Origin of the sequence: Pseudomyxococcus flavus (assembly GCF_050038885.1) — a bacterium.
Taxonomy (GTDB): domain Bacteria; phylum Myxococcota; class Myxococcia; order Myxococcales; family Myxococcaceae; genus Myxococcus; species Myxococcus flavus.
Map to the genome: position 1 here is coordinate 5010548 of NZ_CP143624.1, position 14842 is coordinate 5025389.

The 14842-nt window shown below is 71.3% G+C and carries 16 protein-coding genes; 2 read left to right on the forward strand and 14 right to left on the reverse strand.

Annotated features, from left to right (window positions below; genetic code table 11):
- Positions 1 to 4 precede the first annotated feature (4 nt).
- From VZL07_RS20955 to VZL07_RS20985, 7 genes are all read right to left on the reverse strand, one after another.
- Positions 5 to 1192 carry a prepilin-type N-terminal cleavage/methylation domain-containing protein gene (locus tag VZL07_RS20955; protein ID WP_426749358.1) on the reverse strand — a complete coding sequence of 396 codons (1188 nt, stop codon included), beginning with the start codon at positions 1190 to 1192 and terminating at the stop codon, positions 5 to 7.
- Positions 1189 to 1746: a type IV pilus modification PilV family protein gene (locus tag VZL07_RS20960; protein WP_426749359.1), complete on the reverse strand. Its 558-nt coding sequence runs from the start codon at positions 1744 to 1746 to the stop codon at positions 1189 to 1191. The genes VZL07_RS20955 and VZL07_RS20960 overlap by 4 nt, the downstream gene beginning before the upstream one ends.
- Positions 1743 to 2450 carry a pilus assembly FimT family protein gene (locus VZL07_RS20965; protein ID WP_426749360.1) on the reverse strand — a complete coding sequence of 236 codons (708 nt, stop codon included), beginning with the start codon at positions 2448 to 2450 and terminating at the stop codon, positions 1743 to 1745. The genes VZL07_RS20960 and VZL07_RS20965 overlap by 4 nt, the downstream gene beginning before the upstream one ends.
- Complete coding sequence (locus VZL07_RS20970) at positions 2447 to 2857, reverse strand: pilus assembly protein N-terminal domain-containing protein (protein WP_426749361.1); 411 nt, start codon at positions 2855 to 2857, stop codon at positions 2447 to 2449. Before VZL07_RS20970 ends, VZL07_RS20965 begins: the two co-directional genes overlap by 4 nt.
- A 239-nt stretch (positions 2858 to 3096) precedes the next feature.
- Positions 3097 to 3474, reverse strand: a complete 378-nt coding sequence (locus VZL07_RS20975; protein WP_426749362.1) for a peptide chain release factor-like protein — start codon at positions 3472 to 3474, stop codon at positions 3097 to 3099.
- Positions 3475 to 3849: 375 nt separating this feature from the next.
- Positions 3850 to 4566 (reverse strand): hypothetical protein, encoded by a 717-nt coding sequence (locus VZL07_RS20980; RefSeq protein WP_426749363.1) that lies wholly within the window; start codon positions 4564 to 4566, stop codon positions 3850 to 3852.
- 75 nt (positions 4567 to 4641) lie between these two features.
- A complete protein-coding gene (locus VZL07_RS20985) occupies positions 4642 to 5541 on the reverse strand; it encodes a histone deacetylase family protein (protein WP_426749364.1) in 900 nt (299 codons plus the stop codon).
- A gap of 164 nt (positions 5542 to 5705) precedes the next feature.
- Between VZL07_RS20985 and VZL07_RS20990 the strand changes: the two genes are divergently transcribed.
- Positions 5706 to 6968, forward strand: a complete 1263-nt coding sequence (locus tag VZL07_RS20990) for a vWA domain-containing protein (RefSeq protein ID WP_426749365.1) — start codon at positions 5706 to 5708, stop codon at positions 6966 to 6968.
- 59 nt (positions 6969 to 7027) lie between these two features.
- Here VZL07_RS20990 and VZL07_RS20995 read toward each other — a convergent pair whose 3' ends face one another.
- The 6 genes from VZL07_RS20995 to VZL07_RS21020 all read right to left on the reverse strand — a co-directional run bounded on the left by VZL07_RS20995 (position 7028) and on the right by VZL07_RS21020 (position 12118).
- Positions 7028 to 7813 carry an alpha/beta fold hydrolase gene (locus tag VZL07_RS20995; RefSeq protein WP_426749366.1) on the reverse strand — a complete coding sequence of 262 codons (786 nt, stop codon included), beginning with the start codon at positions 7811 to 7813 and terminating at the stop codon, positions 7028 to 7030.
- A gap of 16 nt (positions 7814 to 7829) precedes the next feature.
- Positions 7830 to 9485, reverse strand: a complete 1656-nt coding sequence (locus VZL07_RS21000) for a hypothetical protein (protein WP_426749367.1) — start codon at positions 9483 to 9485, stop codon at positions 7830 to 7832.
- Positions 9482 to 10303, reverse strand: a complete 822-nt coding sequence (locus VZL07_RS21005) for an ABC transporter ATP-binding protein (RefSeq protein WP_426749368.1) — start codon at positions 10301 to 10303, stop codon at positions 9482 to 9484. Before VZL07_RS21005 ends, VZL07_RS21000 begins: the two co-directional genes overlap by 4 nt.
- Before the next feature lie 92 nt (positions 10304 to 10395).
- Positions 10396 to 10773 (reverse strand): response regulator, encoded by a 378-nt coding sequence (locus VZL07_RS21010; protein WP_011551495.1) that lies wholly within the window; start codon positions 10771 to 10773, stop codon positions 10396 to 10398.
- 161 nt (positions 10774 to 10934) lie between these two features.
- Positions 10935 to 11876, reverse strand: coding sequence for an amidohydrolase family protein (locus VZL07_RS21015; protein ID WP_426749369.1), 942 nt, complete (start codon positions 11874 to 11876; stop codon positions 10935 to 10937).
- A 14-nt stretch (positions 11877 to 11890) separates the two neighbouring features.
- Positions 11891 to 12118 (reverse strand): hypothetical protein, encoded by a 228-nt coding sequence (locus VZL07_RS21020; protein WP_426749370.1) that lies wholly within the window; start codon positions 12116 to 12118, stop codon positions 11891 to 11893.
- Positions 12119 to 12368: 250 nt separating this feature from the next.
- On the opposite strand from VZL07_RS21020, the gene VZL07_RS21025 reads away from it, so the two are divergent.
- Positions 12369 to 12647 (forward strand): hypothetical protein, encoded by a 279-nt coding sequence (locus VZL07_RS21025; RefSeq protein ID WP_426749371.1) that lies wholly within the window; start codon positions 12369 to 12371, stop codon positions 12645 to 12647.
- 110 nt (positions 12648 to 12757) lie between these two features.
- Here VZL07_RS21025 and VZL07_RS21030 read toward each other — a convergent pair whose 3' ends face one another.
- Positions 12758 to 14818 (reverse strand): M3 family metallopeptidase, encoded by a 2061-nt coding sequence (locus tag VZL07_RS21030; protein ID WP_426749372.1) that lies wholly within the window; start codon positions 14816 to 14818, stop codon positions 12758 to 12760.
- Positions 14819 to 14842: the final 24 nt, after the last annotated feature.

A 14842-nucleotide genomic window follows, 5' to 3' on the forward strand; every position in this document is an offset into this window, starting at 1 on the left:
GTGGCTAGCCTCCCCAGACGTTCTTGATGTCACCGGCGACGCCCGGGGAGCGCAGCTCGGGGATGAAGAAGGCGCGGGACGTCATGTTGGGAATGCGCACGGACGTCTCCACGGTGGTGCGGAAGAACGTGTCCTCGTCGGCCACGGGCTCGGCGTTGAAGAGCTTGCGGGCCTGGCTCCTGGTGCCGGAGGGCAGCTGGCGCACCGAACGAACCGTGAGGCCCACGCCCACCGAGCGGATGTTGGCCGGGTTCTGGTTGTAGCGAAGCGGGTCGTCGTAGGGCGTGCTGTACGTGGGCGCGGGGACGTCCGCGTCGTACTTGGGCAGCACGACGGCGTCCTCGTCCCCCAGCACCCAGGCCATGCCGCTGCCCACGGCGGCGTCCACGGCGACGTGGCCGGCGCAGCACGCGGAGTTCGCGGGGGGCCGGTTCATCTGGTAGGCGACCTGGAAGGACTCGACGTCGGAGGCAATCGGGTCGAAGTCGGCGTCGCTGGCCCAGCCGTGCTTCACCACCAGGTAGGGGCGGCCGCCGTGGGCCTCCACGCGCAGCCGCTTCTCGTGCACCAGCATGACGAAGGGAATGCGCCCCGCGTCCGCCATGCAGCCCTTGGGCACATCTCCCGGAAGGCCCGCGGCGAGCGCGGGCACGAGCGAGGCGGTGGAGGCATCCGCGGCCACGTCCGCGTCCAGCCGGCCCAGGAAGTAGTCCTGGCCACCCGGGCAGGCCACCAGCATCGCCTGCCCCCGGCGCAGCGGCTGGCCGAAGGTCGCCGGTGCCTCCAGGTCGAGCTGGTACGGAGGGGGCCCGGCGGGAGCGAGCTGGCCGCGGCGCAGGAACTGCGGGTCGCGGTAGCGGAAGGCGAGGTCGTCGGTGACGACGGTGCCCCAGCCCTCCACCTCCAGGGTGTAGTTGTCCTTGCGCTCGTCAGGCAGGTCGGTGGTGTTGAAGTCGAACGCGATGGCCGGGTCCAGGCCGTAGCCCGCGTAGCGCAGCGTGTGGCTCAGGTAGTCCATGCCGACGCGGCTGCCTTCGACGGCCGTCTTGGAGATGGTGTTGCTCTGGAAGATGTCGTTGACGGCGATGATGGTGCCCGCCACCGCCAGCAGCACCACCGAGGAGACGGTGATGCCCACCAGCAGCTCGATGAGCGTGAAGCCGCCGGGCGCCTTGCGCGGATGCGTCCTCACAGCTCCACCCCCGCGCCGTTCTCCGCCGGGTTGTAGAGCCCGACGAACTGCTTGACGTACTTCCGTTGACCGGCGCTCCGGAAGGACACCACCACCGCCACCGAGTCGATGGCCTGCGTCGGCGTCCACACGAGCACGCGGCGGTAGGCGTCGCGCTCTTCGTCCGAGTAGCCCGGCACCACCCGCAGCAGCGGATCCGCGGTGGCGCTCTCGTAGGCGTCGAGGTCCACCACGCACGCGTCGGGAAGCGAGGAGAGGCCGCCGGCCAGCTCGAGCGTCTCCGCGGCGCCGCTGCAGCGCGCGTTGGACAGCGGCCCGGTGTCGGCGAAGAGGCGGGCCCGGCCCTGGAGCTGGAGGCCCGCGCGAACCTGCGCGGCGATGGCGCTCGCCTGCGACAGGCGGTTGGCGGCGGCGTTCTGCTGGCTGGCGAACAGGAGCCCGCCGAAGACGCCGCTGATGCCGAAGGCGAGGATGGCGGCGGCGGCCATGCCCTCGATGAGGGTGGCGCCGCGCTGGGGCGCTCGGCGGCGAGCCGAGGGAATCAGGCGCTTCATCGGTTGGTCCTCGTGTCGACGAAGCCGACGGGCGCGGAGATGGCGAAGATGTACTCGCGCTGGCCGTCGGTGGAGAGCAGTGCCAGGGACGCGGCGCGGTTCAGCGCGCCGTTGCCGGCGGGAAGGACGGGCTGCCCCGCGCCATCCACGAAGCGCGCGGAGCCGTCGCTCCGGAAGACGATGGCGCCGCGCCGCGGGGCTCCGCTGCAGAAGCTGCAGTCCGACACGGGCAGGCCCGCGAAGATGCCGTCCCATTCCAGGTTGCCGCTGGCGCCGAAGCGCACGGTGCGCTGCGTGTAGCGGTCCAGGTACATGGAGTCCATCAGCCGGCCCTGCTCCTGCGAGGGGTGGATGTCCTCCGGGGGCGAGAAGGTGTTGAAGCTCAGCTGCCCGGCGGGGGCGCCGACATCGCCGAAGGTCCGCAGCCGGTCCTCGACGAGGAACCACGCCCCGTGGCCCGCGCCGGCCTGTCCCGCCGGGTCGATGTCCGGGTAGATGATGAGCCACACGTCGGACTGGCGGTCCACCGCGCGAGCCCGGGCCTCGGCGAAGGCGCCAGACAGGTCCGCCGCCGCGTTCTGGGGGCCGGTGCGCGCGCTGAGCTGCGCATAACCCGCGTACGCGAGCGCGGCCAGCACACCGATGATGGCGAGGACGACGCAGACCTCCAGCATCGTCATGCCGCGTGCGCCGCGGCGGCTCACTGCGCGACCTCCACGCGGACGCTCAAGGGCTGCTTGACGCCTTGCCGCCACACGAGCACTTCCGACACGCCCTGGGCCAGGCCCTGCACCATCAGCTGGTTGGGTTCGCCCACCGCGACCTCCACCACCTCCGGGGCCTGGACCCTCACGCGCTCGGCGTCCTTGATGATGAACTGCGTCTGGTGGCCAGGCGCCACGTGCACCACGATGCCGGAGGGGGCCGCGTTCTTCGCCTCGGTGGCGAAGGCGGGCTCGGCGACGACGGGAGGCTCGGGGGCGACGGTGGTGTCCTGAGCCCAACCGGTGGCGGCGGTCAGCGTCAGCGCCAGCGGCGCCCAGCGCATCCAGTGGGAGCGGCGGGGGCGGCCGCCTTGGGGGGAAGACGAAAAAGCCGTGAGCAAGGGCATGGGGGGATGTCCTGCAAGCACAATTGCCCCTGGGGGCTGGGGCGAAGGAGACACGGGGGTGCATCTGCACACCTCATGCCTTCCTGGCCCGTCACCCAAGCCCGCGACACTCCTGGGGAATTCAGCTTGCAGTGGGCGCCAGGAGTGGCTGGCGACCTCGCAACGTCTGCGAGTCCGCAAACTTTAGGCGCACCCGGACTGTTCAACGACAGGGAGACTGGAGTCGAAATAGACCCGGGTCACCAGCCGGATTTACTGCTTCTCATGGCTTTCTTTTCGGACGTGCGCTTCTTGCCTTCCAGGCGCCGCCGCTTGGAGCCGGCGGTGGGCTTGGTGGCCCGCCTGACCTTGGGGACGAAGGTGAGCGCCTTGAGGCCCTCGCGCAGCCGCTCCAGCGCCACGCCCTTGTTCTGCACTTGGCTGCGGCGCTCGGTGGCGCTGACGGACAGCTCGGTGGGGGCATGGGTGAGGCGCACGCCGCTGGCGGTGGTGTTGCGGTGCTGGCCGCCCGGTCCCGAAGCGATGAAGTAGTCCACCTCGCACGCCTTCAGGAGGGACTCGTCGTCCAGCTTCAGGGCGTCCAGCGCGGCCTGCCGGCGGGTCGGTGAAATGCTCATGGCTGCTTTCAAGGTATCCCTCCCGGGCCCTTTCGTGCACCGATGCCGTGCGCGCAGCCCCCGGCGCCGGACGCGGGCACGCCACCCGCCTGACATGGTGGTGGCGAAGGCGCACGGACGCTTCACCCGCTTCAAGGCCATGTGGGTGGTGCATGGCGATGACCTCTCGCGCGGCTCGGCTCCGAGGAGGCGAAGCCCAAGGCGGCGACCATCGACACGGGCGTGGAGGGGCGTGACCCCCCCCCCCGCTGACCGCAAGGACTTCGGGTTGGCGTGGCGCCGCTGGGAGCGGGCGGCCTGCTGGCGGGGGAGCGGGCGGCCTGCTGGCGGGGCAGCAGGCGGCGTGAGCCGAAGGTCACGCCGGCCCGCCGCGGGCTAACGCACGTTGAGGGTGATACCCGTGGTGGCCTGCCGCCCATCCTCGCTGGTGGCGACGATGCTGGCGGCGACGGGCACGCGCGACATGCCGCGCGAGGTGTCGATGTAGGGCTCGACGAAGGTCTGGTCCGCGGGGATGGTCACCGTGGGCATGGTGATGCGCGTCGTGGGCGAGTCCAGCGAGACAGTCACCGGACCGGTGAAGCCCTCCGCTCGCGTCACGGTGATGCGCACCTGCGCGTTCTGCCCCGCGAAGAGGTCCACCTGCCGCGGCTCCACGCTGACGGAGAAGTCCGGCTGCGCGACGGGCGGCGGCAGGATGACGAGGAAGATGTTGGCGCCCGTCGCGAACGACTCCGTGGCGTTGGTGGCGAGCAGCAGCGCGCGGGACATGCCGCGCGCCTGCGTCTCGGGCGCCACCGTGAGCGTGGCCGTGGTGGTGACGGACGGCTCGCCCTCGGGCAGGACGATTTCCGGGGCGAGGGTGACGCCCTCGGGCGCGTTCGCCAGGTTGATGCGGAACGCGCTCTGGTCATCGCCTTCCCGCTGCACGGTGATGTCCACCGGCAGGCTCTCCCCGGGCACGGCGGTGAGGGTGTCGGGCAGGCTGAAGCCGATGCGGAAGTAGGGGCCGTCGCTGCCGCAGGCCATGGCCAGCGCGCAGCCGAGCAGCAAGAGGCCCCGGAGCACAGGGCGGCGAAGGGAAGGGTTCATGGGCTTGGGTCTCCTGGTGCGTGCCAGCATCGGTCCACCGTGTCACCCGGGCAAGCTGCTCCAGAGCAGGCGAGCTCAGCCGAACAGCACACGGGCCACTTCGTACGTGCCCACATGGGCATCAATGGTCGCGGAGAGCGGCCTGGCGTAGCCGCCCCCCAGGGTGAGCACCACGGGCAGGCCTCGCTGGCGGGCGGCCTGGAGCACCCACCGGTCGCGCTCGCGCAGTCCGGCCTGGGTGAGCGAGAGCCGGCCGAGCGCGTCCTCCGCGAGCGGGTCCACGCCAGCCTGGAAGAAGAGGATGTCCGCGCCAGCTCGGTCGAGCACCTCGGGCAGGTGGAGGGCGAGCGCGTCGAGGTACGCCGCGTCCCCGGTGCCGTCCGGCAACCCCACGTCGAGGTGCGAGGGCTGCTTGCGGAAGGGGAAGTTCTTCTCTCCATGCATGGAGAAGGTGAAGACGGAGTCATCGCCGGTGAAGACGGCCGCGGTGCCGTTGCCCTGGTGCACGTCCAGGTCCACCACCACGGCGCGGCGGATGGCGTGGGAGGCCTGGAGCACGCGAATGGCCACCGCGATGTCATTGAAGACGCAGAAGCCCTCACCATGGTCGGGGAAGCCATGGTGCGTGCCCCCGGAGAGGTTGCCGCCGATGCCGTCATGGAGCGCGGCGCGGGCCGCGCCGATGGTGCCGGCCACGGCCGCGGCGAAGCGCCGCACCAGTGCGGGAGACCAGGGAAAGCCGAGGCGCCGCAGCTCGTCCTCGGTGAGCGTGCCCTGGAACAGGGCGTCGAGGTAGCGGGGCGTGTGGACGCGCTCCAGGTCCTCACGCGGGCAGGGCGTGGACTCGGTGAGGGCGTCCGGTGCGAGGACGCCCCGCTCCAGGAGCGCCTCGCGCAGCAGCCGGTACTTCTCCATGGGGAAGCGGTGCCCGGGAGGCAGGGGGACTTCGTAGCTGTCCGAGTGGAAGACGCGCACGTGGGCCAGCCCTAACGTCCAGGCGGGGCAGGTGCAACCGAGGGCGTGCGTGAGGAATCAACCAGGGGCGTAGACCTTTCGGCGGGGCTGCTCGTTCCAGGGACAACGCGCGCGCCGAAACCCTCTCAACCCGCTGTCGCCCCACTCATTCCTTGGAGAACGCCATGGACTTCAAGTCCCTGTCGCGGGCCCTGCTGCCGGCCGCGCTCGTCACCTCTCTGTCCGCCGCCCTGGTCCTGGCCAAGGAGGCCCCCGCCGTGGGTGCGTCGGCCAAGACGGCCCCGGCTCCGGCTCCAGCCACGCAGGCCCAGAAGCCTGCCCCGGCGCCCGCGCAGCCCGCGCCCCATCCGGCACAAGGCGCACCGTCACGGGCTCCGGCCGCCCGGCCGCAGATCGAGGTGGTGTTCGTGCTGGACACGACGGGCTCGATGAGCGGGCTGCTGGAGGGCGCGAAGCGGAAAATCTATTCCATTGCATCGCGCATCGCGCAGGGCCGGCCGACGCCGCACCTGAAGGTGGGGCTGGTCGCCTACCGCGACGTGGGCGACGACTACGTGACGAAGCGCTTCGACCTGAGCGATGACCTGGACACGGTGTTCGCCAACCTGCGCGAGTTCGAGGCGGGTGGTGGCGGCGACACGCCGGAGCACGTGGGCCGCGGGCTGGGCGAGGCCGTGTCCAAGCTGTCCTGGAGCCCCAGCCGCGAGGTGATGAAGGCCATCTTCCTGGTGGGGGATGCGCCCCCGGCGCGGCGCAATGATGACTGGGACTTCAAGCACTGGGCGAAGAAGGCGCGCGACAAGCGCATCGTCGTGAACACGGTGCGGTGCGGCGGCGACTCGGACACCGAGGTGTCGTGGCGGTATGTGGCGAAGCTGACGGATGGCACGTTCGACTCCATCGACCAGTCCGGTGGCATGGTCGCCGTGGCCACGCCGTATGACGCGGAGCTGGCGAAGGTGAACGCGGAGCTGGCCTCGAAGACGCTCTACGCGGGCCGCAAGGAGGTCCAGGCGGTGAACAAGGCCCGCGCCGCCTCCATGGCGGAGCTGGCGCCCGAGGCGGCGGCCGAGCGCATCAGCTACATGAAGAAGACGCGTGGGGGCGGCTCCGCGGCGGCGCCTTCGAGCAGCGCGCCCAAGGTGGTGGGCGGCGGGGTGGACCTGGTGGAGGCGCCGTCGGCGCTGGCGGGCGTGAGCGCGGACGAGCTCCCCACCGAGCTCCAGGGCCTGGCGCCCGAGGCGCAGCGGGCGAAGGTGAAGGCGCTCGCCGAGGAGAAGAAGTCGCTGGAGAAGAAGGCGGAGAAGCTGGCCGCGGAGCGCGAGGCGTGGCTCTCGAAGAACGCGCCCGAGAAGGAGGACGCCTTCGACGCCAACGTGATGAAGGGCGTGAAGGCGCAGGCCGCCCGGCACGGCATCACCTACTGAGCGCCGGGGATGCCTGACGCCGCGGGCCCGCGCTCCAGCGCGCCCGCGGCGTCGCCGCGTCACGCGTAGGTGCGCAGGAACTCCAGCAACGCCGGGTTGATGGCTTCCGGGTGCGTCATGTTCGCCGCGTGCGCGGCGCCGGGCACGGGCACGAAGCGCACGCTGCCCGGAAGCGTCTGGTGCAGGTGCTCGCCATGGGACGGCGGCATGCCGTGGTCCTCCAGCCCGTGGAAGACGATGGCGGGGCAGCGAAGCTCCGCCAGCCGTCCGGAGATGTCGTCCCGGTCGATGAGCGCGCGGATGGCGTGGACGAAGTTCCCGCCAGGAACCTGGCGCCAGCGGGGCAGCCACGTCTCGATGTAGCGCGTGTCGCCGATGATGGCCTGCGCCAGCCCCTGTACCAGCGGGTCGATGGGGCCCTGCGTCGACCAGATATCGGCGGACTGCTGGTAGGCGGCGCGCGTGGCGTCGTCGTCGTTGGTGCCCCGGGTGCTCATCAGGACCAGCGCCCGGACGCGCTCGGGATGCTTCAATCCCACGCGCAGCGCGCTGTAGCCGCCCTGGGACATGCCGCCCACCACGGCCTGGGCGATGCCCAGGTGGTCCAGCAGCCCCACGCAGTCCGCGGCCGAGTCCCAGAGGCTGAAGGGCTTGCCGTCCCAGCGCGTCTGGCCGAAGCCGCGCGCATCCCAGCGGATGACGCGGAACTCGGGGGCGAGCGCCGCCACCTGCGCGTCGAACATCCGGTGGTCCATCAGGAAGCCGTGGCCCAGGATGATGGGCCGGCCGCCGCCACCGGAGTCCTCGAAATAGATTCCCTGTCCGTTCAGCTCGGCGATGGGCATGGCCCACCGTCTATCACTACTCCCGCGTCACCGCCTGGAGCACCACCTCGCGCCGCTGCTCCAGCAGCTTCAGCGACAGGGGGAGCACGGCGCGGTACAGCGCCACGTTCAGCCCGGCCGCCAGGGCAATCATCGCCGCCGTGCCCCAGGTGGGGCCCTCCTTGCCGGCCAGCTTGAGCGCCCAGCCGAAGGGCATGCAGCCCGCGCTGGCCGCGAGGATGCCCAGCATGGAGGCCGTCAGCGGAATCTTGTCCCGCCGCTTCAGGCTCGCGTGGAACTTCACCGGGAAGTACAGCGACAGGAAGTTGCCCGCGGCCAGCAGCACCGGCACCACCGCGAGGACGGCCGCCATGGCGCACAGGATGTCCACCGCCGTCCCGAAGCCGAAGTACACGCGGTAGAAGAGCGCCACCAGCGCCGCCATGCCGAGCGCCGCCGCGCCCTGGACCTGGTTCTTGGCGCGCAGCACGTCCGCCAGGTCCAGGGGCGCCGCGAGGAACGCCGCGAAGCCCTGCCCGTCGTACGCGAAGGTGTTCTGCGAGAAGGTGGAGGCAATCACCACCGCGCCGTAGATGCACAGGCCGCCCATCAGCCACGCGTCCGCCGAGGCGCCCAGGACGAAGACGAACAAGTCCCGTCCGGACAGCAGCTTCAGCAGGATGGCCAGGATGAAGGGCACCGACGCGAGCAGCCGCGCACGCGGGTTGCGCCACAGGTCCAGCGCCTCGCGCGTCACCAGCGTGCCGTAGCGCGTGCGGGTGGTGGCGAACGGGTTGCTGTCTCCGGAGTCCTTGCGCTGTCCGCCCGCGCGCCCCGCCTGCCGGTGGAAGCGCATCAGCAGCGCGTACGCCACCGCCATGCCCACGGCCGTGAAGAAGAGCAGGGCCGCCGCCTCCACCATGGCCACCCGGGGCCGGTGCCAGGCGAGGTTCGCCAGCCCGTCTCCGAACAGGCCCGGGGGCACGCGGCTCAGCGCCACCGTCGCGTTGATGATGAGCGACATGTCCAGCGCGCCCACGCCGGCGTCGCCCACCGCGGTCAGCCACGAGGTGTCGATGGGCGGGATGAACGACGCGGCCAGCAGGAACAGCGCCAGCCCGCCGCCCATGATTTCCGCGCTGTGCTTCTCGCGCAGCACGTTGATGACGGCGTACAGCGCCACCCGGCTCCACGCCGCGCACAGGAGCGCGAAGAGGACGTAGAGGACCACCGCCAGCCACGGCGCGCGCAGCACGTACACGGACGCGAAGCCCAGCGCCGCTCCGGTGAGCGGCGCGTAGAACACCAGCGCGCGCGGCTCGAAGAGGCTGGCCACGGTGGAGGCGATGAGCAGCCGGAAGGGGGAGATGGGGAAGGCGGCGTAGCGGCTCAGCTCGGAGTGGTCATCCACACCCGCCGACAGCAGCGGCCACGTCACCCACACGGAGAAGGTGACGAAGCACAGCAGGTTGAGGATGAAGAAGGGCCACACGTCGCTGTTCGCGATGGTCCGCAGCCGCATCAGCGCGAAGAAGGAGAGGCCCAGGAAGAGGCCCGGCGCGCTCGACGCGACGAAGGCGGCCACCGCGAGCAGGCGGCTGCGCCCCGGTCCCTGGTTCAGCCCGATGTCGAAGCGCAGGCCCCACAGGAGCCACAGGTGCCGGAAGAAGCCGGGCACGGCGGGGCGGCTCATGCGGACTCCTGGCGCAGCGGCGCCACGGGCGCGGGGGCCTCGCCGTAGAAGGACAGGCGCGCGTTGCGGGACGCGGGCACGGAGATGAGCTTCTCGAACACCGCCTCCAGCGAGGGGCACTCGTAGCGCGACAGCAGCGTGCCCACCGGGCCCTGGTCCAGCATGCGCCCGCCGCGGATGATGCCCGCGTGGGTGGCCAGCCGCTCCGCGATTTCCAGCACGTGCGTGGTGAGCAGCAGCGTCACCCCGCGGCGGCTCAGCTCGCGCAGGAGCTCGCGGATGACGCCGGCGGCCAGCACGTCGATGCCCTCGAAGGGCTCGTCCAGCAGCACCAGCTCCGGCGCGTGGATCAGCGCCGCCGCGATGGCGAGCCGCCGGCGCATGCCCTTGGAGTACTCCGCCACCAGCGCGCCGGCCTTGTACGTGAGCTCCGTCAGCTCCAGCAGCTCCGTGGCGCGGGCCGCGGCCTCGTCGCCGTCCAGCCCGTACATGCGCGCGCAGAAGGTGAGGTACTGCCGGCCGGTGAGGCGCTCGAAGAGGCTCAGCTCCTCCGGCACCACGCCCACGCGGCGCTTCACCTCCATGGGCCGGGCCACCGCGTCCACGCCGAGCATGCGGATGGTGCCCGCGTCGGGGCCGTACACGCCCGTGAGCAGCGCGATGCTGGTGGACTTCCCGGCGCCGTTGGGGCCCAGGTACGCGTAGAAGGCGCCGCGGGGAATCTGCAAGTCCAACCCGTTGAGCGCGCTGAAGCCGCCAAAGCGCTTCCGCAGGCCACGGGCGTCGACGGCCAGGTCATCGGTGGGAGAGGGCGTCATGGAATGCCCTGCATCTGACCCGAGCCCGGCACCAGGGGACAATCCCCACCCGTCATCGGGAGGATGTCCGCCGCCTTCTCGTCGGTGCTGTCTCAGTGGACGAGCGACATCTCCGGCGGACCGGCGATCTGCTGCACCGTCATCCGCACCTTGTCCAGGTCCACGGGCTTGGAGATGTAGCCCGCGGCGCCCACCAGCTCGGCCTCCCACTCGAAGCCGTAGCCGGAGATGATGATGATGGGCAGGCCGCGCGCGCGGGGCATCTTCTTGAGCGCGTCGAGCAATCCCCAGCCGCTCATGACAGGCATCCGCAAGTCGAGCAGCACGGCGGAGGGCATGTCGCCCTCCAGCAGGTCCAGCGCCTCGCGGCCGTTGGCCGCTTGAACCGTGGGATAGCCCATTTCCTCGAGGGCATCGCAGATGAGCGTGCGGTGGCTCGCGTCGTCGTCGACGACCAGGATGTGGGACATGGCAGGGCCTCGGGAAAGCAGCGGCTGGGTCTCTCGCCGCGAAATTCTATGGGCAGCATGATGGGAACTCCTCTTCCATTCCGGAAGGGGCTCCGCTGCTTTTCAACAGCGAACGGCACGGGAGGACGAGGCTTGCGTCCCGGGCCTGCGCGCACCGGGGCTCACGCTCCGTAAAGGCGCAGCGCGTTCTGCCCCAGGATGCCGGCGAGCGTCGTGTCCTCCAGCTTCATCCCCAGCAGCGTCCGCAGCTCCCGGTCCCACGCATAGGGGAGGTTGGGGAAGTCCGTGCCGTAGAGGATGCGCTCGGGCCGGACCTCCAGGGCCCGGCGGGGCAGGGGCACGGGGAAGTACCCGGCCAGGGCCATGGTGGTGTCCAGCCAGAGGTTGTCGTAGCGCTCGAGCAGCCGCGCATAGGCGTCGAACTCGTCCGCGCCCAGATGGGGCACGCACAGCTTCAGCGTGGGGTGGTCCTGGAGGACGCGCTCCACCCGCTCGGCGGCGCAGAGCGCGTAGGTGTCGCAGGCGTAGTGGGGGCTGGAGGGCTCTCGGCCCGCGTGCATGACGAGCGGTCGGCCCGCCTTCGCGCACGCGGCATAGACCTCGTGGAGGTGCGGCGCGTCGGGTGAGAAGCATTGCACGTGGCAGTGGATCTTCACGCCGCGAAGCCCCGCGGCGAACGCTTCTTCCAGCACGGCCGCCGCGTCGGGCTCGCCCGGGAGGACGGTGGCCAGCCCCAGCACGCGGGGCTCCTCCCGCGCCACCTCCGCCACGTAGGCATTGAGCGCGCGCGCCATGCCCGGGCGGTGGGCGTAGTGCAGCGCCACCACGCGGCTGACGCCCCGGGACAGGAGGAAGGACACGACCTGCCGCGTGTGCAGCTTGTAGCGGATGGGCCAGCCGTACTGGTCGAACCAGCGCCACACCGCCTCGAACACCCGGTCCGGGAAGAGGTGGACGTGGGCGTCCACCACGGGCGGCAGCCCCTCGGGCAGGCGCGGGCCTTCCTCGTCCCGCAGGGCAGGCATGGGCATGGAGATGCCCGCATCGCGCCAGGTGGGCGCGGAGGCCAGGCAGGGCGTGGGAGCGTCCGGGTCAGCGGCCATCAGGTGCCTGGCGTCTACGCCTTCTTGCCGTCGCCATCCGCGCCGTCGTCGGCCCGCCGCAGGTAGGTGTTGTGCGTGTAGCCCTGGCGGGACAGCCGCTGCGCCTCGATGGCGTCCGCGACCTTGCTGCACACCTGACCGAGCATGCGCAGGGATTCGGCCAGGAGGCGCTCAGCGTGATCCTGGGCGTCGGCGGCCTGGATGGTGGTGCGCTCTTTGCGGAACAGTCCGGGCAGCTTCATCTCCCTCGAATCATAGGTGACGCACTGCTCCCGTGCCACCGCCCCGCGAGGCAGCGCTTAACGGCGTTGACGGCCCGCTGAATTTACATTTTTGAGCACTTGCCGTCGGCTCCTCGCCCGGATGCCTGCCGTGTGTACGCGTAACCCCTTGGACTTCGAAGGTTTTGACGAATTTTCAAGTGGGGGGATGACACGGCGTTAATCCGGCCCTAGATTGGGTTCCGTTGGATTTACGGCAGAGGAGCTGCGCATGGCTTACGACGGCGAGCTGGTGAAGATGGAGAACGGTCGCTGGGCGCGGTTCCAGCGGTGCCAGGTGTACCGCCCGGGCGTCGAGGACGCGGGCGAGACGATGCTGCTCATCGCGGTGGAGCTGGAGGAGCGCTTTCAGCGCCAGCTGGATGCGGCGGCGGATTCGCTGGCCCAGTACCGCTATCAGGGTGTGCCCGTTCAGGTCCGCTTCGACGCGGACGCGCAGGGCATCACCCTGCAACCCGAGCAGACGATGGCCGCACCCGCGGTGCACTGAGCGCTGACCTCGCGTGCGCGAGGGCGGTCGGTTTGACGGATTCACAACACCTGGGGCCTCGCGATTCACATCGCGGGGCCCCTCGTTTTTACACGCCCTGACGGGGAGCGTCAGGCGTCATCGAGCCAACGGGTATAGGCCTCGAAGCCGTAGTCCCTGCCCAGGAATGAGCGCACCAGGTCCGCGGCATCCCGGGAGCCGCCGGGCGCGAGCACGGTGTCGCGGTAGCGCCTGGCGGTGGCCGGGTCCATGAGGCCGCGCTCCAGGAAGGGCGTGAGCAGGTCCCGGGCAATCACGAGCGACCACAGGTAGGCGTAATAGGCCGACGAGTAGTAGCCGTCCAGCTGGACGAAGGAGAGGTGGGCATAGGTGTCATCCAGGGCGGGGAAGGGCATGTACCGCTCCTGGAGCGCATTCACCTGGGCGGTGGTGTCCATGCCGGCCGGGTTGCTCGCGTGGAGCTGGAGGCTGACGGCCGCGTAGAAGAGCTGCTGGCGCAGCCACAGGCCCTTGCCGAAGGCGTCCGCGCGGCGCATGCGGGTGATGAGGTCCGTGGGGAGCGGCTCGCCGGTGACGACGTGGCGGGCGAACGTCTGGAGCGACTCGGGGCGCCAGGCCCACTCCTCCAGCACCTGGGCGGGGGCCTCCACGAAGTCGCGCTCGGTGCGCGTGCCGGACAGCCCGGCCCAGCGCGCGTGGCCGCCGAGGATGTGGTGCAGCAGGTGGCCGAACTCGTGGAAGAAGCTCTGCACCTGGGTGTGCTGGAGCAGCGCGGGGTGGGCGCCGGGCCGGGGGAAGTTGCTGGTGAGCACGCCCTCCGGCAGCGTCCTGCCCGCGCGCCCGGTGGCCAGGTCCCACTGCGCGGGGTGGGCGTACTTGTTCGGGCGCGAGTGCATGTCCAGGTAGAAGCGCCCCAGGCGGGTGGTGCCCTCGTAGACATCCCAGGCCTCGATGTCCGGGTGCCACACCGGGGCGTCCGGCACGCGGCGGTAGGTGAGCCCGAAGAGGCGCGAGGTGATGTCCAGCACGCCCTGCTTCACCCGCGTGTATTCGAAGTAGGGCCGCAGCTCGCGTGAGTCGGAGCGGTAGCGCTCCACGCGCACCAGCTCCTTGAGGTACGTCTGCTCCCAGGGCTCCACGCGGGTGGCGCCGGGCGTGTCGCGACGCTTGCGCTCCAGCAGCGCGGCGTAGTCGTCCCGGACGCGCGTGGTGGTCGCGGCGGCCAGCTGCTCGATGAAGTCCTCGGCCACCTGCTGCCGGCGGACCATCTTGTCCTCGGACGCATAGGCGGCCCAGTTGGGGTAGCCCAGCAGCGTGGCCAGGTCGTGCCGGGCCTGGAGCAGGCGGGACAGCGTCTCCAGGTTGCGGGGATGGCCGCGCTGCTGGCCCGCGCGCCAGAGCGCCTCGCGGGCGCGGCCGTCGCGCGCGTACGTCAGGAAGGGCAGGGCGTCGGGCGGGTCGGTGGTGATGCGCACCTTGCCGTCGGGGCCGGGCGGGTGGTTCCGCACGTAGTCGTCGGGGAGCCCCGCCAGCGCGTCCGGGGTGACGTCCACGTGCCGGACGTCCTCGCGGATGTGCTGGCTGAAGGCCTGCCCCAGCCGCGTGAGGGCGTCATTCAGCTCCCGCAGGCGCGCGCGCGTCGCCGCGTCGCGGTGCACCCCCGCGCGCCGGAAGCCGCGCAGCACCAGGTCTACCCAGCGCCGGGTGGCGGCGTCCTGGCCGCCCAGGTCCAGGGCCTCGAGCGCCGCGTACACGCGAGGGTCCAGCGACACGTCCGTGCGCATGCCGTCCGCGGCCTGGGCGCAGCGGGCCGCCGCCGCGCGGAAGGCCGCGTCCGGGTGGGTGTTGGCGCCAAGCCCGCCGCGGGCGCTGGCGTCGTCCAGCAGCGCCATCGCGTCGTCGTAGGCGGTGAGGGCCGGCTCCGGGGCTCGCGGCGTGGGCAGCGCCAGCAGGGCCTCGATGCGCGTGCGGGCGAGCTGGATGTCGCGCAGGCAGGCCGACAGGAAGTGCTCGGGGGCGAGCGTCAGTTGACGGCCCGCGTCGGGCGCAGGGGACGCTCGCGGCCCGGGGGGTGGGACGGCCTTGCTCGAGGCCGCGGGGCGCTGGGCCGAGGTGGGGCCAGCGCAGCTCGCGAGCGCGAGGCTGACGACGAAGACGACCAAGCGATGCAAGTGCCACTCCCAGCGCGGGTAAGG

Bases quoted from the DNA above. Each gene is read 5' to 3' on its own strand.
- VZL07_RS20960 (WP_426749359.1), bottom strand. From the start codon at position 1,746: ATGAAGCGCCTGATTCCCTCGGCTCGCCGCCGAGCGCCCCAGCGCGGC.
- VZL07_RS20970 (WP_426749361.1), bottom strand. From the start codon at position 2,857: ATGCCCTTGCTCACGGCTTTTTCGTCTTCCCCCCAAGGCGGCCGCCCC.
- VZL07_RS20975 (WP_426749362.1), bottom strand. From the start codon at position 3,474: ATGAGCATTTCACCGACCCGCCGGCAGGCCGCGCTGGACGCCCTGAAG.
- VZL07_RS20980 (WP_426749363.1), bottom strand. From the start codon at position 4,566: ATGAACCCTTCCCTTCGCCGCCCTGTGCTCCGGGGCCTCTTGCTGCTC.
- VZL07_RS20990 (WP_426749365.1), top strand. From the start codon at position 5,706: ATGGACTTCAAGTCCCTGTCGCGGGCCCTGCTGCCGGCCGCGCTCGTC.
- VZL07_RS20995 (WP_426749366.1), bottom strand. From the start codon at position 7,813: ATGCCCATCGCCGAGCTGAACGGACAGGGAATCTATTTCGAGGACTCC.
- VZL07_RS21000 (WP_426749367.1), bottom strand. From the start codon at position 9,485: ATGAGCCGCCCCGCCGTGCCCGGCTTCTTCCGGCACCTGTGGCTCCTG.
- VZL07_RS21005 (WP_426749368.1), bottom strand. From the start codon at position 10,303: ATGACGCCCTCTCCCACCGATGACCTGGCCGTCGACGCCCGTGGCCTG.
- VZL07_RS21010 (WP_011551495.1), bottom strand. From the start codon at position 10,773: ATGTCCCACATCCTGGTCGTCGACGACGACGCGAGCCACCGCACGCTC.
- VZL07_RS21015 (WP_426749369.1), bottom strand. From the start codon at position 11,876: ATGGCCGCTGACCCGGACGCTCCCACGCCCTGCCTGGCCTCCGCGCCC.
- VZL07_RS21020 (WP_426749370.1), bottom strand. From the start codon at position 12,118: ATGAAGCTGCCCGGACTGTTCCGCAAAGAGCGCACCACCATCCAGGCC.
- VZL07_RS21025 (WP_426749371.1), top strand. From the start codon at position 12,369: ATGGCTTACGACGGCGAGCTGGTGAAGATGGAGAACGGTCGCTGGGCG.